Here is a 23867-nt window from a genome sequence, read left to right on the forward strand (position 1 = left end):
GAGGGCGCGTTTCTCGGTGCATCGTCACGAACTAGTCGGATTCATTCACGATCTTTCTGGCGCAGCAATCTTTCTGGCGTAGCAATCTTTCTGGCGTCGAATCCCGCAGGAACGGACTCGTCATCTGGATGAAGATGTTGTTGTGTGGTGCTACTTCTGGAACCTCTTTTTCGGCAACTGATTCAAGCGAGAGATTGTAGAGCGACGACACGTGAGCAAGTTCAACGACTGGGCGTGCCTCGAATCTTCACGGAGAGTTCGTGAAATGCATCGAGCCAGTTTGCGGTGATTGCTTCGGCGATTCCCGCGTCATCTTTCTCCCGAAGTTGCTTCGCAGTTGCCCCCCAGTAAAAACTGATCCATCCGTCGACATGTGATTGGGATTCAAGGATGAATGTGGTCAGCTCGTCGATTCCGCTTTTCAGTGGGAACATCTCTTCAACAACCAACGGTTTGCCAACCTCGTAAGCTTGCAATGATTTTAAAGCGTGATCGATCTTTCCTTTTTCGGGATAGAAATGAACGGATGCGAAGTCCAGGCGTTCGCCAACGGCGGGCGAATAGAACAGTGGCTTTCCCCCGCCGAATGCGAACACCCACGGGATCACGCCGACGGTGATCATCGTGTCGGAGTCATGCTCGCGAATGGCGTCGACCATTTGGTTGACCCAGGCTTCAGCGATCTCTTCACGACTTCTGCCTCTGCGGTCCAAAGCCAGACGTTGCACAAAGAATTTGCCGCCGAGCTCGCCCGCCAACCAATCCGACTCGGGTTGATCGCCGGGCAGGATGGGTTCGTTCATTAAGTCGTAACAGAAGACAACCGGGCTGTCCGCGCAAACTTTCGCGACCTCGGACCAGAAAACTGCTTGTGCTTTCCAGCGTTCTGTTTCATCCAGTTCGCCCAACCAGTGGGGGATATTGGCTTTGTGGTAGCAAGCCAAGCCGGTGATGTCCAAGTACAGTTGGTTTGAGTCAGCGAGTTCGAGTAATCGTTTGAGTTGCTCGGCTTGGGCGGGCAAAGCTTTGTCGGGCGTTCGCATGAAGAGCCCATGCTGCAAATGAATGCGGACGCAGTTGGCTCCAAGTTGTTTGATCTCTTCAAAGTCCTCGACCACCTTGTCCCACTCATCGATCCAGTATTCGTCTAGCAGGCGACCGGACTCGTCGTGATCGTAGTTCACTCCCCAAATCGTGAATGGTTTCTCTGAGCCTTCTTTCACGAACGTTTGGCCATCGTCACTGACTCGCAGTCGTCGCAGCGGTTGTTGGGCTTGGCAGGTGACCGCGAATGTCGACGTGAGTATCAGCGAGATAAGGAGTTTTGCAGACGGCGCGATCCAGGATGGGGAATCATTCATCGGATGCACCAGTGAGTTGTTGATGGGCCCGGAAGTATCGACGTCCAAATTCGCGATAGGCTTCTGCAGAAAAATGAGTCTGGTCGCCTTTGTGTTGCAGGCCATCCGAATGAACGAAGGCGGTGTTCGTCATTCGCTCGGGTAAAGTTTGATGAGCCTGGTCGACCAGTTGGCGGGATTCATCCCAGGGTTTTTCGGGGAATTGTCCGAGTTGCCCGATCACGATCGGAACGTCGGGTGAGTCGAATTCCTTCCGGAATCGCTCGAACAGTTCATCGAGTTTGGATTGGTAAGTTTTCGACTTGGTAGGGGTCGAATCCGATTCGCCTTGGTGCCATAGGATTCCTTTCAATTCGCCCGCGTTCAACGCTTGCCGCATCCGCTTCATGCAATCGTCGTAGGGATGTGATTGGGTCGATTTGTGGAAACCACCCGGTTGCCATGCGTCCAGTGATGAACCGCCGACAGCACATGGAATCAGACCAACCGTGATTTGCGGATTTTGCTCGGCGTAGTCGATCGCGAAAGTTCGGCCGAGGCCGACGCCTGCGATCCCGGGTTTGTCGAAGTGAAGCGGAGCGACCGCTGGGACCCATTCACCCGCTTTGTTGAGGACCAGTACTCGCGGGTGAGGTTGAAGGTCTTCGTCGGAGATCTTTCCGCGTCCAGCCATATTGGACTGGCCGGCCAACAGAAAAAGATGAAGGTCCGTCGGCTGGAGTTGCTCCGGAACGCTGGCTTCCGCATCGGGCGGGGCGTCTTCCTGGGCGGTTCCGATGGACGGAAACGCGATGCCGACAAGAATTGGAAGGCAGAGGGCTAAGACGAGCTGGCAGGGCAATTTGGATGGCATTTTGGGTCCTTTCAAGTGGAAAGGCGATGATACCATCCTCAGTGACTCAAGGTTTGGATCATGAGACAGGTCAAGTTCAGGCGTTTGGAAAGCTAGATCGCTTCGCCACCGCGTTCGCCGGTTCGAATCCGGACGCAGTCGTCCATTGGTAGGACGAAGATCTTTCCATCGCCAATTTCGCCGCTCTCTCCGCTTCGGCCGCCTTCCAAAATCGCGTCAATGGTTGGTTGAACGAACTCTTCGTTCACGCCAATTTGCAATTGCACTTTACGTAGCAGGCTGACGCCATAATCGCGACCACGCATGGATCCGGTTTGGCCGCGTTGACGTCCAAACCCTTGGCAATCCACGACGGTCAAGCGGTGTACCTCCACGCGGGTCAACGCCTCTTTGATGGCGTCCAATTTGGAAGGCTGAACGATGGCAATGATCAATTTCATGGACGGTACAAACCAGAAGTCGCGAGCGGGCGATTCGAGCAAGCCAATCGAGCGGGCGGGGAAAGTGCCCTTTCGGCAATCAGGTCCGCTCCTGATCGCTGACCGAAAGCTGATGGCATCGATCGCCAATCGCTGAATTTAGACGATCGCATGTTTTTCGCGTAGACCGGGTGAGAAAACCACCGAGGGCGCAAAAAAAAGACCCCGATCCGCAACAGGTGAGGCGGACACCTGTCACGGACCATTGGGGCTTCTTCTGGCCCAGGCAAGAGCCGAGAAGTTCAAAAGCACCGCGCTGCGACGCCGCCGGGTGTGTAACGGCACATCCGGCGACATCACTGCGGTGGGTAGAACTAAACCACCGAGCCGCCAGCGACGGCGTCCGATGGGTAAGCGTGCATTCCATGCTCGCTGATGTCCAAGCCTGCTTGTTCTTCTTGAGGCGAAACTCGCAGCATGCCTACAGCTTTGAGAACACCGAAGACGACCGACATGGTGATGAAGGCCCAAGCACAGATCGAAGCGGTTCCGATCAATTGAATCATGAAGCTGGTCGAACCAGATTCGAGGTGAGCGTTTGGCAAGATGCCGAGAGCCATGCAGCCCCAAACACCACAAACACCGTGGACAGGGAAAGCACCGACTGGATCGTCGATCTTGGCTTTGTCCAAGACAACGATGCTGAGTACGACCAAGGCGCCGGCGACGGCACCGACAACGATCGACATCGAGTTGCTCATTGCGTCACAGCAAGCCGTGATACCAACCAATCCGCCCAGTGCACCGTTCAGGCCCATGGTCAAGTCTGGTTTGCCGAACAGGCCCCAGGAAACAGCGGTTGCAACAATGACGCCGGCAGCAGCGGCGAGTGTGGTGTTCACAGCGATGAAGACGGTTGCGTCAATATCAGCCGACGATTGGAAAGCCAATTGGCTACCAGGGTTGAATCCGTACCATCCCACCCACAGGATGAACACACCCAGAGCAGCGAAAGCAACGTTGTGACCTGGCAATGGAACGCTCTTGCCTTCGGCGGTGTAGCGACCCAGGCGAGGGCCGAGGAAGATTGCACCGGCCAAGCCAGCGAAACCACCGACTGCGTGAACCACAGCCGAACCAGCGAAGTCTTGGAAGCCCATGGCGAAGCTGCCGTCGGCGGATTGTTCACCGAACTGCATCAACCATCCGCCGCCCCACTTCCAGAAACCGCTGATCGGGTAAATCAAGCCGGTGAGGATGGCACTGTAAACCAAGTAAGCGTTGAATTTCATGCGGCCGGCAACAGCACCCGAAACGATTGTTGCGGCGGTTGCGGCGAAGACGGCTTGGAAGAACCAGTCGACTTGTGGTGAGAATGTTTGGTCAGGACTGGAGTCGTAGATCCCGGTACCACCGAAAGCGAAGTAGCCGTTCGTGACGTCGCCGTAGCTGCCGGGATACATCAACCCGAAGCCGACGAAGAAGAACAACAACGCTCCGACGGACAAATCCATCAAGTTCTTGGAGAGAATGTTGATGGTGTTCTTGGAGGAGTTCAGTCCCACTTCGACCATGGCGAAGCCGGCCTGCATGAAGAGGACCAGAACGGCACAGAGAAACAGGAAGCCATTGTCGAAGGCGTACCCTACTCCCGCGTCTGCCGCGGGCTCCTCTGAATCAGCGTCACCCGCGTCGGCGACTTCTGCAGTATCCATTGCAGCCGCTGGCTCTTCCTGAGCCGAAGCTACCGACGCGAGTGAACCGCCGATCCCCATCATCCCCACAAGGAGAACCATTGTGAGCCAAGCAAAGCGGAACCTTGTCGGCCCGCCGCTAAACTCTTGTGTTGTAAATGCTGAGATCGAACTCATGTGGTCTTCCTTCTCGTAAGACAGTTGGTGTGACACGACACGTTGCCTTCGGCACCCATTGCCAAAGTGAATCTTTCACCATGCCGAATCGTTTCGAACCAAGTGCTGCGCCGCCGTCCACCGTCCAACTCCTGCCCGGGCCATCCTGAATCGCTCGTGAGTCGTGCGTTGTCCTTTTGGGAAGCACTTCTTTTCGGAGAATAGCTATTGGCACACATTGGGCCAAAAGCAAAGAAGTGTTTTTGGAAAAGGTTGTAAGTTGCTGTTGGGTAAAGAGTTAAAAGTTAAAGAAAAGTTGGTCTTTGCAATCTGAGCCCCATGCCAAAACTTTTTGTGCCTAAGTCGCAGGCATCCGGCGCAGGTCGGAGCCTAGAAAATGAGCAGGGCGTTTGGCCGCCGGAGGGAGAGTGGAAGGCAGCGCTGCTGGCGCTCGCAGAAACGGACCCTACTCTGCGTCTGGTTTGGCAACGTTTGGGCGATCCGCCCTCCTGGCGACGCCCCCCAGGGTTCGAGACGTTGGCACGGATCATCCTTGAGCAGCAGGTTTCTTTGCGGTCGGCAGAGTCCACTTTCCACAAATTGCAGCAGTTGCTCGACGGACCGCTGACGCCACGAGGGATCGTCCAACTGTCGGCTAATCAAACGCGAGCTTGCGGTGTCAGTCGGCAGAAGCATCGCTATCTGAATCAATTGGGCGATGACATTGTGGATGGACGCTTTGATCTTGATCGATTGCCCGAGTTGACTGACCGGGTGGCTCTGGCTCAGCTGACGGCGCGTCTGGGGATTGGCCGTTGGAGCGCCGAGGTTTACCTGATGTCAGCACTCAACCGTCCCGACATTCTCCCATTTGGTGACCTGGGACTGCTCAAGGGAGTGGAGGAACTGGACGGCGGCCGGTACGACGACTTTGAGGCTGTTATCCGGAGAGCGGACCAGTGGCGACCCCACCGCTCGATGGCGACGCGACTGGTTTGGGCTTTGTACCTGGACAATCGCGGACTTCTGAACCTCAATGGCGGTTCCAATGTCTAAAGAGGTGTGCCCAACGTCTGTTGAGGCGAGGCCGAGTCGGTCGCCGATACGGGCGAAAACCTCCGCCAAATCACCTAAGGCACACAAATGGCCGAAGCCGATGCTCTGTGGTGTTTGTGACGCCATCTTCTCAGCGCCCTCATAATTACGCCTGACAGGGGGCATGTATTCGTTTAAACTGTGACTTGCGGCGTTGGCAATCCGGCGTCGCACCCCTCCCGGATGGCTCTCATCCGTCCTCCTCTCTTTTCATCCTACCGATTTGGTTCTCTCCTCATGGAACCTTCCTCCACGCCGGGTCCGGCGCGCAATGCTCGACGCAGCAATCGCCGTATGCGCCACCCAGACAAAGATGTTGATAAACGTGTTCGCGAACTAGACGCGGAACGCGATCCGCTGTCATTGCCCGAAGAAATTGTCAGTGAAGTGACGCGAGCTGGCGGTCGAGTCGGCATTCCCGCGAAAGATCAATCGCCCAAGCAAGCGTTGAATATCAACGATTTGCAAAAGCTCGAGCATGACGATTTGTTGGCGCTCGCCGAAACTGAAGGGCTGCAAGAGATCGCTGCGCTTCCTCGACAAGAGCTCGTCTTTCGTTTGCTGAAAGCGCGAATGAGCGCGAACGGTTTGATGTACGGCGAAGGTACGCTTGAAATCTTGCCCGATGGGTTTGGTTTTTTGCGTAGTGCCCAGTACCACTACCTTTCCTGTCCCGATGACATCTATGTGTCGCCCAGTCAAATCCGGCGATTCGGATTGCACACGGGATCGCATGTTGCCGGGCAGATTCGTCCACCAAAAGAAAACGAACGCTACTTCGCGCTGCTGCGAATCGAGGCGATCAATCACGCTGATCCGATGCAGCGACAACGGCAGAAACCGTTCGACGATCTGACGCCGCTGCATCCGCGCACTCGAATTGTGACCGAGCACGACTCGCAAGAACTCAGTACGCGAGTGGTGGATCTGTTCACGCCAATCGGATTTGGCCAACGTGGTTTGATTGTCAGCCCACCTCGTGCCGGCAAAACCATGTTGATGCAAAGTCTCGCTCGTGGAGTGTTGAGCAACTATCCCGATGCCTATGTCGTGGTTTTGTTGATCGATGAACGTCCCGAGGAAGTGACGGACATGGAACGTGAGATCCAGTCGCCGCAGTGCGAAGTGATCAGCAGCACGTTTGATGAGCCACCGGCGCGACACATTCAGGTCGCTCAGATGGTCGTTGAAAAAGCCAAACGAATGGTCGAATCGGGAACCGATGTTGTCATCTTCCTCGATTCCATCACCCGCCTCGCGCGAGCGTTCAACAGCGACAGTGATTCCGCAACAGGCAAGCTGCTGACAGGCGGCTTGGATGCGGGGGCAATGCAGAAGCCCAAGTCGATCTTCGGTTCTGCACGCAAAGTCGAAGAAGGCGGTTCGCTGACGATTCTCGCAACCGCTTTGGTTGACACCGGCAGCCGAATGGACGATGTGATCTTTGAAGAATTCAAAGGGACCGGCAATCTAGAAATTGTTCTGGATCAAGACTTGGTCACTCGGCGAGTTTGGCCAGCGATTGATTTGACTCGCAGCGGAACGCGCCGGGAAGAAATGTTGCTGGATCAAGAAGAGCATCGCCGGATCGAAACATTGCGTCGCGATTTGGCCGAACATTCGCCGGTTGATTCCATGACGGAGTTGACCAAACGCATGCGGAAGACGCAAAACAACGCGGAGTTTCTGATGAGTGTTCGGCCTCAAGACTGAACGATCGCAGAGACAATTTGCAAACCTACCTCCTCCAATTCTTTCCCAGAGAATTTGAATGCCCTCCATCGATGGAACCACCGGTAATTTGCCCAGCGGACGCGTTGCGATCATCGCAAGCCGCTACAACGCGAATATTTGCGACTCGATGGTGCAGGCAGCTTTGCAATCGCTGAGCGACGCTGGCATCCCCGAGGACAAACAATGGTTGATTCGTGTGCCTGGTGCTTGGGAATTGTGTTGGGCGGTTGAACAAGCGTTTCAGCACGCTGACGTGATTGGTGCAATCACGCTCGGTTGCGTCATCAAAGGCGAAACCACCCACGACGAACACATCAACCGCGCCGTCAGTGATACTCTGATGGAACAATCGGTTCGAAGTGGTCGTCCCGTTGGCTTTGGTTTGCTGACCTGCAACACCGTCGAACAGGCGATCCAACGCAGCGGCGGGACAGTTGGCAACAAAGGCCACGAGGCTGCTGACGCGATGCTGGAAATGCTGCGTTTGCAGACCAAGATGCGGTAACTGATTTCAATCGCTGCGACCGGAGCCGTGCATGACTCGTTTGTTCATCCAGTTCTACTGCGGCGTGCTTCTGATTTTGATCAGTGCTTGGATCATCCAGGCATACGTGTTTCGCGGCACCACCGAGGCACAGAACATCTCGGTCATCGAGACCGCGCTCAGCGGTGGCGCGTTGCTGGCCCGCGATGAGATCGCCGCCGGCGGTTTGCAAAAGTTGGATGAAACGGTTGCCAACGTGCAGGCTCGATTTGACTATCCGGTCACGGTGGTCGATCGTTCGCAGCGAAAGTTGTCCGACACAGTGTTGCAACGTCTCGACGATGGCGAGGCGGTCTTGTCCGGAGACAACATCGAAGTGGCGCTCACCGGAACATCGTTGCTCGTCGAGCTTGGGCCGCTCCCACGTTTTGCCGGACCACGACGCAGCGACATTCTTCTCGGTCTCGGCAGTGTGTTCTTGTTGGTCGCCATTGCGATCGCGATTTTGATGCGGCCAATCGCGAGTCAGCTTCGCAGCGTGGAACGAACGGCATTGGCCATCGCGGACGGTGACTTTAGTGCGAGGATCAAAGACACCCGCCGTCGTCGAAGCTTTCCAATTGTGGATGCGTTCAACACGATGGCCGAACGTGTGGAATCGTTGTTGAGTTCGCAAAAAGAACTGCTGCAAGCTGTTTCGCATGAGTTCCGAACACCGCTTGCTCGCATTAAGTTTGCGACTGAATTGGTGCGATCTGCTGACTCCGACGAGAAGCGGAATCAGCGAGTCGATTCGATCGATGAAGCCACTGACAAACTGGACGACTTGGTTGCCGAGTTGCTCAACTACACGCGCACCGATGAGCAATCGCAAATCGCACCTCGCGAGCGCGTCTCCGCTCACAAAATCGCGATGGAGGCGATCAGTCAACATGCTCCATTGCATCCCGACATCAAGTTTGATGAGCCGAAAGACTCAAATGACATCGACTTGGTGACCTATGAAGCCGGGCTGGTGCGGGCTCTCGGAAACCTCATCGGCAACGCGGGTAAATACGCCGAGTCCAAGGTACGCGTTTCGATCGAAAATGAATCCAATCGCGTCCGGTTTTTGGTGGAAGACGACGGGCCAGGCATTCCCGAAGCTGATCGGAAATCTGTGTTCGATCCATTTCATCGACTCTCGGGCGATTCTCAGCCCGGCACGGGACTCGGATTGGCACTTGTTCGTCGGATTTGTCGTCGCTTGGGCGGCAGGGTCACCATCGATGACAGTCCTTTGGGCGGAGCCGCGTTTCTGATTGATTTGCCGCAGAGTTTGCTGCCCATGGCCGGCAAGTCGTCGCAGAACTGACACTCCTTTCACGCACATCGTTAAGATGAATGCAGTGGAAGCGAGTTGATGCGGCGTTGTTCTCGTCGCAATGAAACGTCCATCAATTTTGAGGCGGCATCATGAACACGAAGGAAAACTCTTTGCGTCTTCGTCGACGTCTGCTCTTCAGCGTCGCGCTCGTCGTCTTTGTTGGCGTCCCCGCGTACGTCGAATTCAAACTTCGTCGACCGGTGGGAGACGGACCGGCGGGACCCGCGATTGAGGCCGAACCATTCGCAAGCACTTGGACGGATCATAAAGTTCATTTGCTAGGCATTGGTGACAGCGTCACTCGTGGTCTCGGTGCGAAGTCCAACTCGCATTCCTATTTTGAGCGACTGCGTGTCAATCCGAAGGATGAATGGTCGGGCATGAAAGGCAAGCACTTGACCGCGGTCTTGCCAAATTTGTCCGCTTCCAATGTCGCGATATCTGGTTCAACGTCGTTGGATCATGAACGGATCATCGAGACCGAATTGGAGCCCTTTCCCGATGATGTGTTCGGTCTGGTGGTGATGACCACCGGAGGGAATGATTTGATCCACAGCTATGGTCGTCGCCCGCCGGAAGAAGGAGCGATGTACGGCGCGTCGCTGGAACAATCGCGACCATGGATCGCCGCGTTTGAATCACGACTGAGTGGGATGCTGCAGTCGATCAGTGATCGCTTTCCCGCGGGATGCCAAATCTTTTTGGGGGACATCTATGATCCAACAGATGGTGTTGGCGACGCACCCAGCATCTTTCTTCCGGATTGGCCCGATGGTTTGGCCATCCACGCGGAGTACAACAATGTTATTCGACGTGTTGCGGAAAAGTTCGAGCACGTGCACATCGTTCCGCTGCATCAGACGTTCTTGGGCCACGGTTCGCACTGCCGGCAATTTTGGCGAAGTGCATACGACTGGGACGATCCCACGTATTGGTTTTACACCAACATTGAAGACCCCAACGATCGCGGCTATGACGCGATTCGAAGGGTATTTTTGCAGGCCATCGTCGATCAGCGGCACGCACTGACTGCATTGAACGAACGAACGCCGGAACAGAATCTTGAAGAGGACTTTGATCCGGCCTCGGTCGATCGCGTGGGGATGCCTCAGTCTGATATCGAAATCAAGCTGGTTGGTGTGCCTTCGCATTTGAACTTGGCTTGCACCGATTGATCGGTCAGCGAGATCACCCAAATGCTTGCGTCGCCCGGGTTGGTAACCGCGATCTGGCGTCCGCGAGGAAGGAAGACGGCGTCGTGATGTCCAAAGTGGCCTTCGATCTGGCTTGGTCCGACCTCAATCGGTTCACGAGCCTTCGCGTCTGAGTAGTCACCGTTACCGTCGGGATCCAAGTCCACGACGTACAACTGATCGGTTTCCGGTGCTTCTTTGGATTCGGCAAAGCACAATGCGATGGGGCGTCCGCCTGATCCTTTGCCGATGATCGGCGTCTTCAGCGACTGATCGCTCTCCAGTTCCATCGACAACGATTGGACGGCGGGTGTGTCGCAAGATGCATCGATGAAACAGAGCTTTGACTGTTCCGCCTTGCCGCTTGTGAAGACCACCGCGTGATCGATCGTGGTGAACGCACCGGTTCGAAGCGGATTGCCTTCTGGGTCGGTGCCGATTTCCAAGTGGTTCACTGTCACTGAATCTGCCGCGTCATCGACCTCCAAATCAGCATGCACCCAGCACACACCGTCACTGGGGGCGAAGAAGACCTTGTCGTCGCAGTAGGTTGCTCCATGAAGGGCGCCGGTTGGACAAGTAATGTGATAACCCTTTTCTGCATTTTCACCCAAACCGACGACATCGACTCGGCCAGCGTTCTCGCCCTCGCGGTCGATCCAGGTGCTGTAGGCGACCTTTCCTTCAGCGACCGCCAATGTGATGTGGCCACCACCGCCTTCGTAGAACCGGCCGGCTTCCGCGGGTGAATCGGAATCCCGAACGCTCTTTGAATTCAACACAGTGAACCCGTTGCGTTGATCGTTCGCCATCACAAACGATTTCCCGTAGCGATACAAATGGGCTGGGTTGCCTTGGCCGCTGTCAATCAGCTTCGAATGCACAGACGGTGGCTCGGGAAAACGCCAATGGAAGTGGTCGCCATGTGCTTCTTGCGTCGCCCCGGTTTCGATCGCGACCCATCCGCTACCGATGTCGCCGTTGGCTTCGTCACGCACGCCGACAATGAGCAAGCCGTCATCGACTTGCATCTGAACAAGCGTTTGATCGTCCGTGTCGAGTTCGGGGAATCCGCTGATATCGTTTTCAGACAGCGCGTAACCGTCCTTCGATTTCTGCAAGTCGGCCCACTTCAGTTTGGCACTTTGATGGTCCTGCCAAAAGAGGCGAGCGACGGTGCGACCTTCGGCGTTCACGGACGACGAGCCCATCAGTAAAAGAGCGACAAAGGTCAATATGAATGATCGAATGGTCATGATTGTTGGTTTCGTAGATTCAATGGTTGGATGTAAGTGATTGAACGGCGCGCCGTGGCAGTTCGATTGTTTGGTGAGGTGATTCGGAGAAAGGTTTCAAACGAAGCGAGTCGCCGAGTTTCTTCACGACAGATGGATTGAGCATCCACCCGCCGTCACTGATGGATTCCATCGCGACGATGTAGTCCTGTGGTTCAGGACTTGGTAACTCGGAGACGTATGCAAAGCCTCGTTCGTTGGTGATTGCACGAGCGAGCGGGGCGCCGTCGGCGGTTTGCTTCAACAGCACTTGCACATTGGCAAGCGGTTTGCCGTCGTAAATCACCTTCACGTAAGTGTCAGATTCAGTTAGTGACGTGGTGGATGAGTCATCGCAGCCGACGAGAACGACGGCGGCGCAAAGCATTGACCAGATTGAGACGCGAGCGATCATGGCCACTGGACAACCTCCCGCCCGTCTCGCGAAAACAGCGAGTGATACAAGGTGCGATCGATCGACTCGGTCATGAAATGAACGCTGCCATCAAGCATCGCGTGCATCGATCCGCCGGTGTGATACGACCGCGATGAGTAGAAGCCCCTGCCGTGCATGCCGACGTCGGGGATTCTGGAGTTAGGTGTCATATACCCGTTGATCACCGTGGCGTACGGAACGCCTCGAATCCAAGTTGAGCCGCGGTTGCCGGTGTACGAGCTGATCTTTGCCGGGAACACCGTCTCCAAATCAGGGTTCTGGATCAGCGTTCCGCCTTCGAGGAATCCTGGGTTGGGTGCGGTGTTGCCGCTGGTTCCACTCCAGTTTGCGATTCTGCGGTGTGGGCCGGCGGGCGTGGGTTCGGTCATCCCGCTGGTTTGATCGCCCATGACCGTCTCGGCCAATAACACCGTCTGGCTGGTGCCGTCCAAGCAGTCACGGAACTTCGCCCACGAGTTTTCCCAAACCATTCCGTCGGTTCGATAGCGATCGTCGTAGTTGGTGTCCGTACCGCTGCCGTAGCTGAACATGTAGCTCAGTCCGCCTGAAAAGCCATCGGAGCCATCGGCGAAGGTGGTGCTGAACCTCGGATCGCCGACGTCGCTTGGGCAAAGAAATGTCGGCACGACTGTTTCAACCGCATCGCGAAGAACCGGGTTGAAGGATGCGGCCCATGGAGGGCCAACTAACAGTGGCTGCTCAAAGTCAATCAGCTCGCTCAGGCCCGCTTGTTCGATGAATGGCAACACTCGAGCTTGTACGGAATAGCTGCTTGATCCCGTCATGGCGGGAATGCGTTTGAACGAACTCTCGTAGTTGTGAGTTGCCAATGCAATCTGTTTCATCTGGTTGCTGCATGACATTCGTCGTGCCGCTTCGCGGGCGGCCTGAACAGCCGGCAGAAGCAATCCGACCAAGATGCCGATGATGGCAATGACCACCAGCAATTCGACCAGTGTGAACGCGCCGCGAGTGTTTCTATTACGCATGTGGAGTGGTGTGGATATCATTTGATTTGGTTTCAGTGAGTGCGCAAGAAGATTGAAAGGGCCCCGCGCGGCGCGCACGTCGATCGACACAGGTTTGGTCGGACCGGGCGTCGCTCGTCGCAGACGCACACGCGGGGCAATGGATGGATTCAGATTGCGTTACGAGCCTGCAGTCACAACCAACAACAACCATCCGTTTCAGGACGTTGTGCGGTTTGGCATGTGCCGACCCTCGCTGGTCCGTCAATCGCGAAGACGTGATTGGACAAACAACGGGATGGACCTTCGGTCAGAAAACCAAGGCAAACGGCGAATGCGGAGTGACTGAAACTCAGGCGAGACGCAGTGGAGGGCCACGAAGAGGCGGCCAAGAAATGGACGGATCAACATCCGCCGATGGGCACATAGGCCAGGAAGCAAATTCAATCCATTCGCACGTGATCAAGGTTCGATCGTGATCGATCAAACCGGTGGGAGCGGCAAGGGATTGGCAGATCCAGCACGAATGGGAATCGTGTTGCGATCGGTTGTCTTTGACGAACTCAAGTGGCGCTGCCGGCGACTCTCTCTGGGGCGAAGCCTGCTCGGTTTCTGTACAACCATGCAAATGGCAGCATTGCTGATTCAGGTCGTCAGTCGCGTCGGAAAACTCTGGCGGAAGAGACGCGATGTGTCCGTGATCCGCATTTCCGTGGGCTGTATGCCTGGCAGAATCATGCCCGTGATCGCAGAGACCATGATGACAGACGTCATGGTTGCACGTGGCGACATGCAACCAAGCCGGTGCATGGCCAAGCAACAGCGTGACGCTGAGCAAGAAAGTCGTGAATGGACGGATCGACGGGATCACTGTTCACCCAAACGGGAGACAATTGAAACGGAAATGGAGGTCCGACCAAAGACTCAGAGCCGGATACGATACGGCGTTGCGACCGGTTCGACAAGTTCGAAGAATTGTTCTTTGTCTTGATTGAGCGTGAAAGTTGAAGTCGGTTCCGGACAGATCGGCGAATACCAGAATCTCAACCGTTCCTGGCTAAAGCACCGCATCATTCGCGGAGTCAGTTGCCAACACTTTCGATCAATCGTGGTCATCGATCAAGGAACCGACGGTTGTAGCTTCGCCACAATGGTAGAGTTGGATTGCAGTGTGCTGTACTGGTGGCGACGATCGGCGTTCTCGCCGCCACGCAATGGGCAAGGCTTCGAAGGCGGATTCAGGCAGGCACCAGATTGGCTGGGCCGTTCTGCAAAAGGCTGTCTCGTGCTGCGGAGAGCTCGACGATGTTCCAGCCAAGTGTTGAATTCGGGCCCCGTTCCATCGTAGGTTTGCAGACAACACAATCAGACAATGCAAGGTGCTTCCTCGGATGGCTTCGGCACAGAGCGTCCATGGTTTGCCAGACTTTTCACAATCAACGAATTTTCGATCGATCTCCACTATGCTCCCTCCAAAACTGTTCCCCGACGTTGAACCTGAGCCCGGTGAGCGTCTCAACACTGAGATGGCGATTTCGGAGTCGTACAGCAGCCGGAACATCACGATCCCCATTCACGTTCGACGCGGAATCAATGATGGGCCTCGAGTTTTCGTCACCGCGGCCCTGCACGGTGATGAGCTGAACGGGACCGGAGCAATCCGGCACCTTCTTGCCGACTCGTCTTGGGAACTGCATTCGGGAACGCTGATCTTGGTCCCGGTACTCAACATTCTCGGATACGAGCGTCATTCGCGTTATTTGCCCGACCGCCGCGATTTGAATCGGTGTTTTCCCGGATCAAAGACGGGAAGCATGTCCTCGCGAATGGCACGAACGATTTTTGACCAGTTGATTGAACCGTGCGACTTCGGAATCGACTTGCACACCGCCGCCGTCCGTCGTACCAACTACCCGAATGCTCGAGCGGACTTGTCCAATCCGAGGTGCGCTGAGATGGCAGAAGCATTCGGCGCTGGGATTATCTTGGACGCTCCCGGGCCGGAGGGGTCGCTTCGTCGATCAGCGACTGATCGCGGCGTGCCCACGATCGTTGTCGAAGGCGGTGAAGTCTGGCGAATGGAATCCGCCGTCATTGACTGCATGACCCGCGGGGTTCTCAATGTGCTTCGAAAGCTGGAGATGGTCGATGGCGAAATCGATGTGCCGATCAAGCAAACCGTCATCAGCCACACCAAATGGATCCGTGCCGAGCGTGGCGGCCTGATGCAAATGCATGTTGCACCGGGAGAGACCGTCAAAAAGGATCAGCCATTGGCAACCAATTGCAGCTTGCTCAACGAAGGCCAAAACCAATTGCTAGCACCGTTTTCCGGTGTGGTGCTCGGGGCCAGCACCTTGCCCTCAGTCAAACCAGGTGAACCAGTCGTTCACATTGGCAAGCTTGGGACTCGGAAGCAGACGAACGCATACGAAAAACGCTCCGAGAACGATTCGGTTCAGCAAGACGCGATTGAGCAGTTTTCATCGAGCGTTCATGTCATCGCGCCCGAGTCGATCACCAACACGGATGAGGCGGATTCGTGAATGATCTGATGGTTGCCGGCGGTCGGTGTCAGCAAACTCGAATGAGACACGCTTCGGCAACCTCGCTCTTACCTGAGTGTCGTGAAGTGACTCATCGCTTCAGTTGGTCAAAGTAGGTCTTCCAATCCAAATGTTCACGTCCGGCGGCCTGGGCGAAGTGGCTTGGGTTGTCGACCGCACCATTGCGGATCCCTTCGTAGATGCCCGCGATGATGTTCCCCATGAACTCACCCAGTTCAGCCGTTCGATCGTCGCGATATTCTTCGACTGACATCGATCGATACTTCAGATCGGTTCCGAATGTTTCATTGAGGTAATTCGTCAACTGTTGCTGCGTGATCGCTTCGCCGTGCAAGTTGTAAGTTTGCCCGTCGTGTTTTGATTCCGTGAGCATTCTGGCATAAGCGTACGCGAGTTCGGACCGCGTTGTGTAGCCGCACTTTCCATCACCGGCGCAGTTGGCGACTTCGCCGCGCTGTTTGTATTGGTCGATGTAGTCGACGTCGGGCTCGATGTAGATGCCGTTGCGGCCAATCGCCCAATCAAGCCCACTGTCACGGACGTCTGTTTCGGTTTGGCGATTGCTCTGCACCACCGGTGTGAATGCGGTTTCTTCTTCGGCTCCTTGGATGCTGGTGTAAACAATCTTGCTCACACCAGCACTCTTGGCAGCTTCGATGACATTGCGATGTTGCTCAATCCGTTTTTCGGGAGCATCCATGCCCGACACCAACAAGAGATGGTCGATGCCCTGAAGTGAGTTCTCCAGATCAACCGGCGAATTGTAATCACCTGGACGAACTTCGATGCCGAGCGAGCTTGCTTTTTCGGGAGTCCGCGCCAAACCGATCACGTTGTCGCCGCCGACCAATTTGACCGAGGCTTCCACGATGGCGGCACCCAGCTGACCGCTGGCGGAAGTGATTGCAATCTTCATCATCGAGTTCCTAGTTGATGTCAGGAGTTGGGTGCACCGGAAGGTTAGGCGATTGTCGGGACAATACCACCATCGCTTCGCAAAGCGGCACCGTTGATGGCCGACGCGAGCGGGCTGGCAACAAACGCGACGAGGCTCGCGATCTCATCTGGATCGATGAGGCGTTGGATCAGCGATGTGGGGCGGTTCTCTGCCATGAATCGCTTTTCCGCCGACTCGTACGGTTCGTCCGGAAACAAATCGCCAACAAACTTCTGAACACCCGGTGTCGCGGTCGAACCTGGCAAAACTGAATTCACCGTCACGTTGGTTCCTCGCGTCAGTTGAGCAAGGCTTCGCGAAAGAGTGAGTTGAGCGGTCTTGGTCATCGCGTAGTGAGCCATTTCTGGCGAAGGCACGATGGCCGATTCGCTGCTGATGAACACGATCCGTCCGGAATCTTGATCGAGCATGCGTTTTAGATAGTGACGTGCCAATCGCACACCGCTCATCACGTTGATCTCAAAGATCTCGTTCCATTGGTCGTCGGTCAGGTCGAAGAAATCAACCGGCTCAAAGATACCGAGATTGTTGACGAGGATATCCACGTTGGGATGTTCATCGATCGTTTTCGCGATGCCTTCCGTGGTGCCGTTGTCGGCGACCAGTCCAACCAGCTTCGCTTCCGGCAGTTCTTTCTGTATCTCATCGATTGCTTTTTGAACGCTCGAAGTGCTGCGAGCGTTGATGATCGTCGTGGCTCCTTCCGCCGCGATTTTCTTTGCGATTGCCATCCCGATGCCGCCTGAGGATGCGGTGACAAGTGCGGTCTTGTTGTTGAGTTTTAGATCCATGATTCGTTGCTTCTTGTTTCTTTGCTTCAATGAAGTGAGCCGAGCTCACTGATGGGAGGGGAATGTCCGTTGCAGATCGGACTCCGCAACGAGCATTCACGATGCGGCGATGCGCGTTGCAGCAATCGAAGCGTTGCAGCGGTTGAATCTGTGCGAAGCAAACACGATGCCGCGAAGATTGGTCCGCCGGTTTGGATGAGCCATGCGTCCGCCGGGCTTTTCCGCGGAGGCCTATCCGTTAGCGCACAAAAAAAGCCTGGTCGTCAAATCTTGCGATTCAAAAACCAGGCTTTGAAGTGGAGGCGGGGAGGATTGAACTCCCGTCCCGCGATGCATCCACGATGCCGTCTACGTGTGTAGTCAAGCTATTTGCAGAATCTCGAAGATTCCTTTTCGCTTCATCGGGCGCTACCTGACAGGCTCCCAAATCCGCTAACTCAAATCTTGTTTAGCGACCCGCGTCTTGAGTAAGACGGGTCACGATCCGACATTGTGACGGACATTCAGGCGACATCGGCGATCCCCATCAGTCCGGGCTACCTGTAATTAGGCGGCCAGTGCAAAGTTTTCTTCTGCAACTAAAAGTTTTTGATCAGCTTTTTACGTGGCCAACTGATCAACCACGACACGCAGGCATACGCTTCTTGACATCCGGTCGATTCCAAGTCGCCCCCTTACTTCTTCATCAGACGTTCATTCTACCCGATTGGTTCACTCTTCGTCGTGGGGTTTGTCGTGATTTCCAACATGATTTGTTCATAAAACGCTGGAATTCGCCGGCAAAATCAACGCTGCAACGCTATGTCGACCAATGACGACAATCCGCCACTTTGGCTCTCACGGACGACCAAGCGGTCACCAGCACGCAGTGCGTAGTCGGATTCGGGGCGAACGTCCCCGGCACCGCGTTCAGCAAATTGGACTTCCATGCGATGGCCTTCGACTGAATCGGTTGAATGACGATAGAGCACCGCTTCCATGCGTCCGAAACGCTTGTCGACACCGGTTTGCTTGAGCAGCGTGCTGACGAAAACGGATGGGCCCTGCGGGTTCGCGCCCGAAGCCGGTGGCAACGGAAGCACGCGAACGGGCGTTTGGTCGCCGACAATCTGCAACACGATCGAGGAGTTCGCTTTGGCTTCGCGAACTTTGTGATAGACCTCTTCGTTGAATGTTCCGGTCGTCATCATCGCTCCGGAACCGACCGTGTCGAAACGCGATTCTGGATCACTGCCACCGGGCGCCAACCCACTCATTTCGCTGAGTTTGGGTGGTTTCATGCTGGGCATCTTCAGTGCGCTGAGCTGCAGCGGAGCACATCCACCCGCGACGACGGATAGGGCTGCCACAACACAGGTGAGAAGCAGGGTTCCGCTCAGTTTTTGTTGGGTGGGGCGTGTCATGGTGGGAAGGCTTCGTCAGGCGAAGAATGACCTTGAGGGTCGCGGAAATTAGATCGTCTGGGAAGATAATCGGCCTGCCTGCGAAGTTTCTTGAGCAATCTTTGAACATTTCCTCAACCCAATCAAATTGAAGTCAACGCCCATCTCACCGGGCTGACACGTGCAAAACTGTTGGCAGACACACGAAAAAGCGGGACCATCTGAATCCAATCCAACGGTTATCTCGCGCCACCATCGCGGATCGTGTTTGTCCGCGGAGTGCAACTGGGGTGGCAAACGATCCTGGGGCTCTGGTATCGAAAATCCTCTCGAATCGCTTCCTCCCAGGAGTCTTCTCTTATGTTCGAGTTTTTGAAACGCTTTCCTCTGCGTCGTCGGTCTCCCATCTCGCCGACTCCTTTGACTCATGGCGGCGATTCGTCCCGCGATGTCGTGCTGAGACTGCAGCTTCCGCCGGCTGCCGATGAGCTTGCCGCTGCTGTTCAATCCACCGCCGCTGCACCATCCGTCGCGATGGCCAACGCTGTCGAAACCCGATTGGCGTCCGGCACGATCCAGGCTCAGCCCGTTCCCAATAAGGCGACCACCAACCGGCCGTCTCGAGTGCGAAGCAGTCACCGCGAACGCATTTTTGCAATGCGGATCGAACACTTGCAGATCTGCAATGAGAAACGAGTTCGATTGTTGGCGAAAGTCGGTGTCGTGACCGCCGGCGATTTGGCTTGCTGCAATCCAGAACAAATTTCGCGTCAGTACAAATCGCCTGGACGAGCCCTTCGTTCGATCAAGCGACTTCGGGCTGCGGTTCGTTTGGCCGTTGCCATCGATGGCATGATGCCTCGTGATGCGCTGATTTTGGTCGCGATTCATCGCCGCAGCGTCGCATCATTGGCTCGCGAATCGGCGGCTGTTTTGCATCGCGATTTGGAACGATTCTCACTGAGCAGTCGTGGTCAGCGATTGGTCGGACACCGGGGCGTTCCGAGTTTGCGCCGGGTGAAGAGTTGGGTCGGGCAGTGCGAGCAACTGGTTGCTCATTGGATTCAAAACCATCCCGCCGAAACGCAAGTTGCCGCCTAACGGCAATTGGTTTTCGAGGCACTCGCTACGTCACTGCATCTTCAACACCGGCAATCGGCCTCTCGTGTCGATTCGATTGCGAATCGATTCCGGTGTGGCGTCGGCGGGCCGAGGCCGGTCACTTGGTTTCACCTCAGGCGGCACATAGCGGTCGCCCTGCCGTGAATCGCGACGTTCAAATTCTGCTTCGATTTCTCGGCGGATGTTCTGTTTGTCCGCGCACCATTTGGGTTCGATCAGATAATTCGGAGGTGCGTCTCCGCTGACTCGTTCCACGATCACTTCCGGTGGAACGAGTTCCAAGAAGTCGACCACGGTACGGACGTAGTCTTCTCGCCGCATCATTTCGACTTTGCCGGCCAAGACCTCTTCGCCGAGTGGTGTGCCGCGAACGCTGTACAGGTTGTGAAGCTTGATCGCATCAAAACCTAAGCGACCGATCTCGACGGCTGATTCCATCATCATCGCGTGGTCTTCGCGAGGAACACCCAAGATGATGTGCGAGCAGCATTCGAAGCCGCGATCGCGTGCTCGATCAATCGCGTTGATCATGTCCGCGTGGGTGTGGGCTCGATTCATCCAAACCAAAGACTCATCGTGAACGGTTTGCATACCAAATTCGAGCGACACGTCGTGGTCAACCGCGAGTTCTTGCAGGAGATCGAGAACGCTATCGGGAACACAATCGGGACGCGTGCCAACAGCCAGTCCCACGATTCGATCGTCCGAGTTCAGCGCGAGATCATAGATCTCTCGCAATTGATCGATGGGGGCGTAGGTGTTGGTGGCTGGTTGGAAATACGCGATGTAACCGCGGACATCGCTGTATCGCTTTTGAACTCGCCCAATCTGTTCGGTCAATTGATCCGCGACTCGCTGCAATCGAATGCGTCGCGATGGGCTGAAGGATCGGTTGTCGCAGAAATTGCATCCTCCCGTCGTGACCGCGCCGTCGACGTTGGGGCACGTGAACCCGGCGTCGATGCTGACCCGCTGAATTCGCCCGCCATGACGTCGGCGCAGAGCCTTCCCGAACGCGTTGAATCGCGCACCTTCGGCTTGCCAGGCCAACCGAGATCGATCGGGAGTGGTGGCCGAGACGGGATCAGAACCAGCGGAGTGGTCGGTGGAGGATTGCATCGGCGAATTGTACCGCGGCAACGATCGAAACCAACCGGCAACGCGGCGGCGGAAAGATGGACGCCGCGAGCCAGCCATGACCGTCCCGCCGACAATTGGGACTCTTTCGACAGATTTCCGCGATCCTTCTGATCGGAACAAGCGTCAAAATGGGTAGAAAGGGCCACGGATTGTCTTCGAACGATCCCCGGCGGGGGGTGCGAAGTCTGGCCTGACGCTCATCCCGAGAATACAATGGAGCGTTTCTAGTCATCATCCCCATCTTTGAAACTCAACGCCACTATGAGTGCTGAAGACGCCCCTCGATTCGCTGGCGCATTCGGACAACTGACGCCTTTGGGCGGCGGCGATCCGATTCCACTGATCAAAGACAAACTCTTGATCGGTCGGCGGCGACACTGTGATATCTGCTTGGACTTCTCGAACGTGTCCAGTCAACATTGCCGAATGACCCTGGAACAGGGCTATTGGTTCATTCGTGATTTGAACAGTCGCAACGGAACCAAGGTCGACGGTCGTGGGATCATGCGGAAACGTGCCGATCCCAATTGCAAAATCTCGATTGCCAAACACCACTACACGCTGGAGTACGAACCGCAGTTGTTGGGCGCCTACGGCCCGCCGCCAGCGGATGACGACTACATCGAAGAGGTCATGAAGAGCTCGCTGATGGATCGTGCCGGCATCAGTCGGCGAGATCCCAAGAAGGGCTTCTTCAACCGGAAATCAGAAGACTGATTGGCCGTCTCGGTTCAGCACTGCTCGGCGATCGTCGAGCGGTCAGGATCCTTTGGACAATTCCAAAACGAAAAACGGCACGTGCGGGAAATTCTCGCACGTGCCTTTTTCGATGATTCACTTTATCGTTTGGAATTTGCCTTGTTGGCTTTCCCAAAACGGTGTCCTGATTAACCGCGACCCAAGGTGGCGGTGACTCGTTTGATCAACGAGCGGACTGGTTGAACGGGTTGGTAGCCGGTCAATTTGCGTCGGCTCCAACGCCCGTCTTCGGTTTTGCTGTAGAGGATGATTTGCGGAATCATCTTCTCGTTTTCCATCAACGTCTTAGCCAGTTCTGGTTCCGCGTCGCGGTCGACCAGGGCAACACTGACTCCGTCGAGTTCTCCGCTGTTCTGCATATTCGCGATGGTTGTTTTCTTCAACGTTTCGCAAGCGGGGCACCACGGCGCACCGACCACGACCATCAGAGGCTTGTCTTCCTCCACCGATTTTTTGTAGGCGAGTGTGTAGTTCTGGTCGGGCGTCTGAGTCGACGCCTGGTGGGTGTTGGGCGTAACGGAGCCGCTGGGCGCCATTGCGATAGTAAGACCCAAGAACAGTGACAGCATTCCAAGCTTCCTCATACAACGTGTGAAGCGTCGACGGTTGCGGCAACATGCCGGCATTCGAGCTGGGCGACCGATTGACTGACCGCCTCAGAATCCTGAGGGCTGCAGATCATCCGCAAACCACGTCCTAGCTCAAGAAAAGTTCGATGAGTGGTACCGCCGAAACGCTTGTGCTGCGAAGCACGCCAAACCGTTTTCGAGTTCCTCTCGAAGGCAACAGCGAGTCCGCGTAAACGCTGAAAGTCGGCTCCAGTCGATAACTTCCTGATCGACGATGGAAATGACCTTGGCCCGAAAGGAAAACGTCCGACTCAGTTCGCTACCCACCAAGGGGGGGTAGCCAAACTGTGCCGATCGCGTTGACCGGACAGGCTGGGCGGGATTCTAGGACTGCAGCAAATGCGTGCAAGTATCCGCACCAGTGTTTTGCGAATTTCGCATTAATGTACGCTGGGGCACCGCTAACTGGTGGCTAAATGGGCGGGAAGCTGCCCTTGGGGTGTCAAGATGGGTAAGCCTGCTCGAGTCTCCATGAAGAATTGGCCAGACAAACGCGAAATTCTTGCTGGCGAGCTGCCGCTCGACCGGCGTCGGTGGATTCTGGAAGTCTCGTTCGCTCTGTTCGTTAAAGCATCAAATTTGCTGGTTGGGTTGCCTGCTTTTCGCCTTTCGCGGGTTGAGAAACGGAGTGAATGCTGGCAAAGTTCTTCGGCGTTCCGCCCGCTTCTTTCGATTTCGTGGCTCTGTCTGTCGATCGAGCACGTCTCTCTCAATTGCAAACATGTCCATGCAACCGCCTTCCGTTCCGGCCGTTCCTCCCGATCACCCCGGCCTCGAGGCATTGCTTCGGCGGATGGGCGAAGCGGTCGGGATCATGGACGACACCGTGTTTGAGAACGACAAGTTCGTCGGCTTCTTCCAGTCGTTTCGTCCCGATGGAAACGGTTTGGATGGTGTGTTCGACCAGCTCGAATGCGGCGAAGAGTTGCGTGAGCGACTGAGCCACTTGTTTGAAGTCGCCGGAGATGACCGGAGGCCTCAGGGCGGCCGAGATGCCTTTTTCCTGGTTCGTTCGCCCACGCCAATCGATCCGGCGGTGGTGGAATCCAAAGCGGTTGATTGGGTCGAACGAGTGACCGAGTTGGCGGAGAAGCTTGGTCATCCAGAAGCGGCTGAGCGCTTGCGCGGCATCACCAAACATCGGGTGCTGGAAGGCATCCCGCCGAAACATCCCAAGCAGGACCATGAGAAGACCAATCTGCTGAAAACGTTCCAGGACGTTGTCGAGAAGTTGGTCACCGACATCGCGATCCCAGATCCGTTTGCGGAAACGCTCCGTGCTCCGTACTACTTTGTCAGCTGTGACGCGGGAGTCCGTGATCACTTGATGTGGCCGCTGTATCGCGATCATGTCGACGTGGAAGAACCGTTTCAGCCGTACTTTGACCTGTGGTCGCATGGCGTGAAATTTCGCGTCTACCAAGAAAATCAGGTTGATTGGTACATGCCACGTCTATAGTGGGCC

21 protein-coding genes and 1 other RNA gene are annotated in these 23867 nt (G+C 55.7%); 9 read left to right on the forward strand and 13 right to left on the reverse strand.

The features are described from left to right. Window positions 1–221: 221 nt before the first annotated feature. From RE6C_RS06230 to RE6C_RS06245, 4 genes are all read right to left on the reverse strand, one after another. Complete coding sequence (locus tag RE6C_RS06230; protein WP_008654861.1) at window positions 222–1361, reverse strand: cellulase family glycosylhydrolase; 1140 nt, start codon at window positions 1359–1361, stop codon at window positions 222–224. After that, a complete protein-coding gene (locus tag RE6C_RS06235; protein WP_008654863.1) occupies window positions 1354–2214 on the reverse strand; it encodes a sialate O-acetylesterase in 861 nt (286 codons plus the stop codon). The genes RE6C_RS06230 and RE6C_RS06235 overlap by 8 nt, the downstream gene beginning before the upstream one ends. Window positions 2215–2306: 92 nt before the next feature. Beyond that, window positions 2307–2654 (reverse strand): P-II family nitrogen regulator, encoded by a 348-nt coding sequence (locus RE6C_RS06240; protein WP_007327264.1) that lies wholly within the window; start codon window positions 2652–2654, stop codon window positions 2307–2309. A gap of 353 nt (window positions 2655–3007) precedes the next feature. Beyond that, complete coding sequence (locus RE6C_RS06245; protein ID WP_008654867.1) at window positions 3008–4411, reverse strand: ammonium transporter; 1404 nt, start codon at window positions 4409–4411, stop codon at window positions 3008–3010. 411 nt (window positions 4412–4822) lie between these two features. Here RE6C_RS06245 and RE6C_RS06250 point away from each other — a divergent pair, with 411 nt between their 5' ends. The 5 genes from RE6C_RS06250 to RE6C_RS06270 all read left to right on the forward strand — a co-directional run bounded on the left by RE6C_RS06250 (window position 4823) and on the right by RE6C_RS06270 (window position 10337). Then, window positions 4823–5539 carry a DNA-3-methyladenine glycosylase family protein gene (locus RE6C_RS06250; protein ID WP_236617981.1) on the forward strand — a complete coding sequence of 239 codons (717 nt, stop codon included), beginning with the start codon at window positions 4823–4825 and terminating at the stop codon, window positions 5537–5539. Window positions 5540–5872: 333 nt separating this feature from the next. Beyond that, a complete protein-coding gene (gene rho, locus RE6C_RS06255) occupies window positions 5873–7291 on the forward strand; it encodes a transcription termination factor Rho (protein ID WP_008654869.1) in 1419 nt (472 codons plus the stop codon). 58 nt (window positions 7292–7349) lie between these two features. After that, window positions 7350–7817 carry a 6,7-dimethyl-8-ribityllumazine synthase gene (ribH, locus tag RE6C_RS06260; protein WP_007327269.1) on the forward strand — a complete coding sequence of 156 codons (468 nt, stop codon included), beginning with the start codon at window positions 7350–7352 and terminating at the stop codon, window positions 7815–7817. Window positions 7818–7848: 31 nt separating this feature from the next. Beyond that, entirely contained in the window at window positions 7849–9150 is a 1302-nt protein-coding gene (locus RE6C_RS06265) for an ATP-binding protein (protein ID WP_008654871.1), read from the forward strand. 101 nt (window positions 9151–9251) lie between these two features. Next, window positions 9252–10337, forward strand: a complete 1086-nt coding sequence (locus RE6C_RS06270; protein WP_039961337.1) for an SGNH/GDSL hydrolase family protein — start codon at window positions 9252–9254, stop codon at window positions 10335–10337. On the opposite strand, the gene RE6C_RS06275 is transcribed toward RE6C_RS06270, so the two are convergent. From RE6C_RS06275 to RE6C_RS06285, 3 genes are read right to left on the reverse strand one after another with little or no spacing between them, the layout of a single operon-like run. After that, a complete protein-coding gene (locus RE6C_RS06275; RefSeq protein WP_039961339.1) occupies window positions 10271–11611 on the reverse strand; it encodes a hypothetical protein in 1341 nt (446 codons plus the stop codon). The genes RE6C_RS06270 and RE6C_RS06275 overlap by 67 nt on opposite strands. A 19-nt stretch (window positions 11612–11630) precedes the next feature. Further along, entirely contained in the window at window positions 11631–12050 is a 420-nt protein-coding gene (locus tag RE6C_RS06280) for a hypothetical protein (protein ID WP_008654875.1), read from the reverse strand. Continuing rightward, entirely contained in the window at window positions 12041–13075 is a 1035-nt protein-coding gene (locus RE6C_RS06285) for a DUF1559 domain-containing protein (RefSeq protein ID WP_008654876.1), read from the reverse strand. The genes RE6C_RS06280 and RE6C_RS06285 overlap by 10 nt, the downstream gene beginning before the upstream one ends. Before the next feature lie 1442 nt (window positions 13076–14517). On the opposite strand from RE6C_RS06285, the gene RE6C_RS06310 reads away from it, so the two are divergent. Next, the gene (locus tag RE6C_RS06310) at window positions 14518–15600 is read left to right on the forward strand and encodes a succinylglutamate desuccinylase/aspartoacylase family protein (protein WP_039961344.1); all 1083 of its coding nucleotides are present in this window, start codon (window positions 14518–14520) and stop codon (window positions 15598–15600) included. A gap of 91 nt (window positions 15601–15691) precedes the next feature. On the opposite strand, the gene RE6C_RS06315 is transcribed toward RE6C_RS06310, so the two are convergent. The 4 genes from RE6C_RS06315 to RE6C_RS06330 all read right to left on the reverse strand — a co-directional run bounded on the left by RE6C_RS06315 (window position 15692) and on the right by RE6C_RS06330 (window position 18773). After that, on the reverse strand, window positions 15692–16540 hold the full coding sequence (locus RE6C_RS06315; RefSeq protein ID WP_008654881.1) for an SDR family oxidoreductase: 849 nt from the start codon (window positions 16538–16540) through the stop codon (window positions 15692–15694). A 41-nt stretch (window positions 16541–16581) separates the two neighbouring features. After that, window positions 16582–17370, reverse strand: a complete 789-nt coding sequence (locus tag RE6C_RS06320; protein ID WP_039961345.1) for an SDR family NAD(P)-dependent oxidoreductase — start codon at window positions 17368–17370, stop codon at window positions 16582–16584. 294 nt (window positions 17371–17664) lie between these two features. Continuing rightward, window positions 17665–18044, reverse strand: a transfer-messenger RNA (tmRNA) gene (ssrA, locus tag RE6C_RS29970). A gap of 111 nt (window positions 18045–18155) precedes the next feature. Continuing rightward, complete coding sequence (locus RE6C_RS06330; RefSeq protein ID WP_008654884.1) at window positions 18156–18773, reverse strand: hypothetical protein; 618 nt, start codon at window positions 18771–18773, stop codon at window positions 18156–18158. A 351-nt stretch (window positions 18774–19124) separates the two neighbouring features. Here RE6C_RS06330 and RE6C_RS06335 point away from each other — a divergent pair, with 351 nt between their 5' ends. Beyond that, window positions 19125–19853 carry a DUF4332 domain-containing protein gene (locus tag RE6C_RS06335; RefSeq protein ID WP_236617983.1) on the forward strand — a complete coding sequence of 243 codons (729 nt, stop codon included), beginning with the start codon at window positions 19125–19127 and terminating at the stop codon, window positions 19851–19853. Between the two features lie 30 nt (window positions 19854–19883). Here the strand turns inward: RE6C_RS06335 and RE6C_RS06340 are convergent, their stop codons facing one another. Further along, a complete protein-coding gene (locus RE6C_RS06340) occupies window positions 19884–21134 on the reverse strand; it encodes a tRNA modification radical SAM protein MnmL/YtqA (protein ID WP_039961347.1) in 1251 nt (416 codons plus the stop codon). Window positions 21135–21275: 141 nt separating this feature from the next. Here RE6C_RS06340 and RE6C_RS06345 point away from each other — a divergent pair, with 141 nt between their 5' ends. Beyond that, on the forward strand, window positions 21276–21731 hold the full coding sequence (locus RE6C_RS06345; RefSeq protein ID WP_008654894.1) for an FHA domain-containing protein: 456 nt from the start codon (window positions 21276–21278) through the stop codon (window positions 21729–21731). A 170-nt stretch (window positions 21732–21901) separates the two neighbouring features. Here the strand turns inward: RE6C_RS06345 and RE6C_RS06355 are convergent, their stop codons facing one another. After that, window positions 21902–22342 carry a thioredoxin family protein gene (locus tag RE6C_RS06355; protein WP_037250124.1) on the reverse strand — a complete coding sequence of 147 codons (441 nt, stop codon included), beginning with the start codon at window positions 22340–22342 and terminating at the stop codon, window positions 21902–21904. A 781-nt stretch (window positions 22343–23123) separates the two neighbouring features. On the opposite strand from RE6C_RS06355, the gene RE6C_RS06360 reads away from it, so the two are divergent. After that, window positions 23124–23861: a hypothetical protein gene (locus tag RE6C_RS06360; protein WP_039961359.1), complete on the forward strand. Its 738-nt coding sequence runs from the start codon at window positions 23124–23126 to the stop codon at window positions 23859–23861. The last annotated feature ends 6 nt before the right edge of the window (window positions 23862–23867 follow it).

Source organism: Rhodopirellula europaea 6C (genome assembly GCF_000338295.1).
GTDB classification, from domain to species: domain Bacteria; phylum Planctomycetota; class Planctomycetia; order Pirellulales; family Pirellulaceae; genus Rhodopirellula; species Rhodopirellula europaea.

Excerpts from the sequence above, each read along its gene's own strand:
- RE6C_RS06230 (WP_008654861.1), bottom strand. The coding sequence starts at position 1,361 with ATGAATGATTCCCCATCCTGGATCGCGCCGTCTGCAAAACTCCTTATC.
- RE6C_RS06235 (WP_008654863.1), bottom strand. The coding sequence starts at position 2,214 with ATGCCATCCAAATTGCCCTGCCAGCTCGTCTTAGCCCTCTGCCTTCCA.
- RE6C_RS06240 (WP_007327264.1), bottom strand. The coding sequence starts at position 2,654 with ATGAAATTGATCATTGCCATCGTTCAGCCTTCCAAATTGGACGCCATC.
- RE6C_RS06245 (WP_008654867.1), bottom strand. The coding sequence starts at position 4,411 with ATGATGGGGATCGGCGGTTCACTCGCGTCGGTAGCTTCGGCTCAGGAA.
- RE6C_RS06250 (WP_236617981.1), top strand. The coding sequence starts at position 4,823 with ATGCCAAAACTTTTTGTGCCTAAGTCGCAGGCATCCGGCGCAGGTCGG.
- rho (WP_008654869.1), top strand. The coding sequence starts at position 5,873 with ATGCGCCACCCAGACAAAGATGTTGATAAACGTGTTCGCGAACTAGAC.
- ribH (WP_007327269.1), top strand. The coding sequence starts at position 7,350 with ATGCCCTCCATCGATGGAACCACCGGTAATTTGCCCAGCGGACGCGTT.
- RE6C_RS06265 (WP_008654871.1), top strand. The coding sequence starts at position 7,849 with ATGACTCGTTTGTTCATCCAGTTCTACTGCGGCGTGCTTCTGATTTTG.
- RE6C_RS06270 (WP_039961337.1), top strand. The coding sequence starts at position 9,252 with ATGAACACGAAGGAAAACTCTTTGCGTCTTCGTCGACGTCTGCTCTTC.
- RE6C_RS06275 (WP_039961339.1), bottom strand. The coding sequence starts at position 11,611 with ATGACCATTCGATCATTCATATTGACCTTTGTCGCTCTTTTACTGATG.
- RE6C_RS06285 (WP_008654876.1), bottom strand. The coding sequence starts at position 13,075 with ATGCGTAATAGAAACACTCGCGGCGCGTTCACACTGGTCGAATTGCTG.
- RE6C_RS06310 (WP_039961344.1), top strand. The coding sequence starts at position 14,518 with ATGCTCCCTCCAAAACTGTTCCCCGACGTTGAACCTGAGCCCGGTGAG.
- RE6C_RS06315 (WP_008654881.1), bottom strand. The coding sequence starts at position 16,540 with ATGATGAAGATTGCAATCACTTCCGCCAGCGGTCAGCTGGGTGCCGCC.
- RE6C_RS06320 (WP_039961345.1), bottom strand. The coding sequence starts at position 17,370 with ATGGATCTAAAACTCAACAACAAGACCGCACTTGTCACCGCATCCTCA.
- RE6C_RS06330 (WP_008654884.1), bottom strand. The coding sequence starts at position 18,773 with ATGACACGCCCCACCCAACAAAAACTGAGCGGAACCCTGCTTCTCACC.
- RE6C_RS06345 (WP_008654894.1), top strand. The coding sequence starts at position 21,276 with ATGAGTGCTGAAGACGCCCCTCGATTCGCTGGCGCATTCGGACAACTG.
- RE6C_RS06355 (WP_037250124.1), bottom strand. The coding sequence starts at position 22,342 with ATGCTGTCACTGTTCTTGGGTCTTACTATCGCAATGGCGCCCAGCGGC.
- RE6C_RS06360 (WP_039961359.1), top strand. The coding sequence starts at position 23,124 with ATGTCCATGCAACCGCCTTCCGTTCCGGCCGTTCCTCCCGATCACCCC.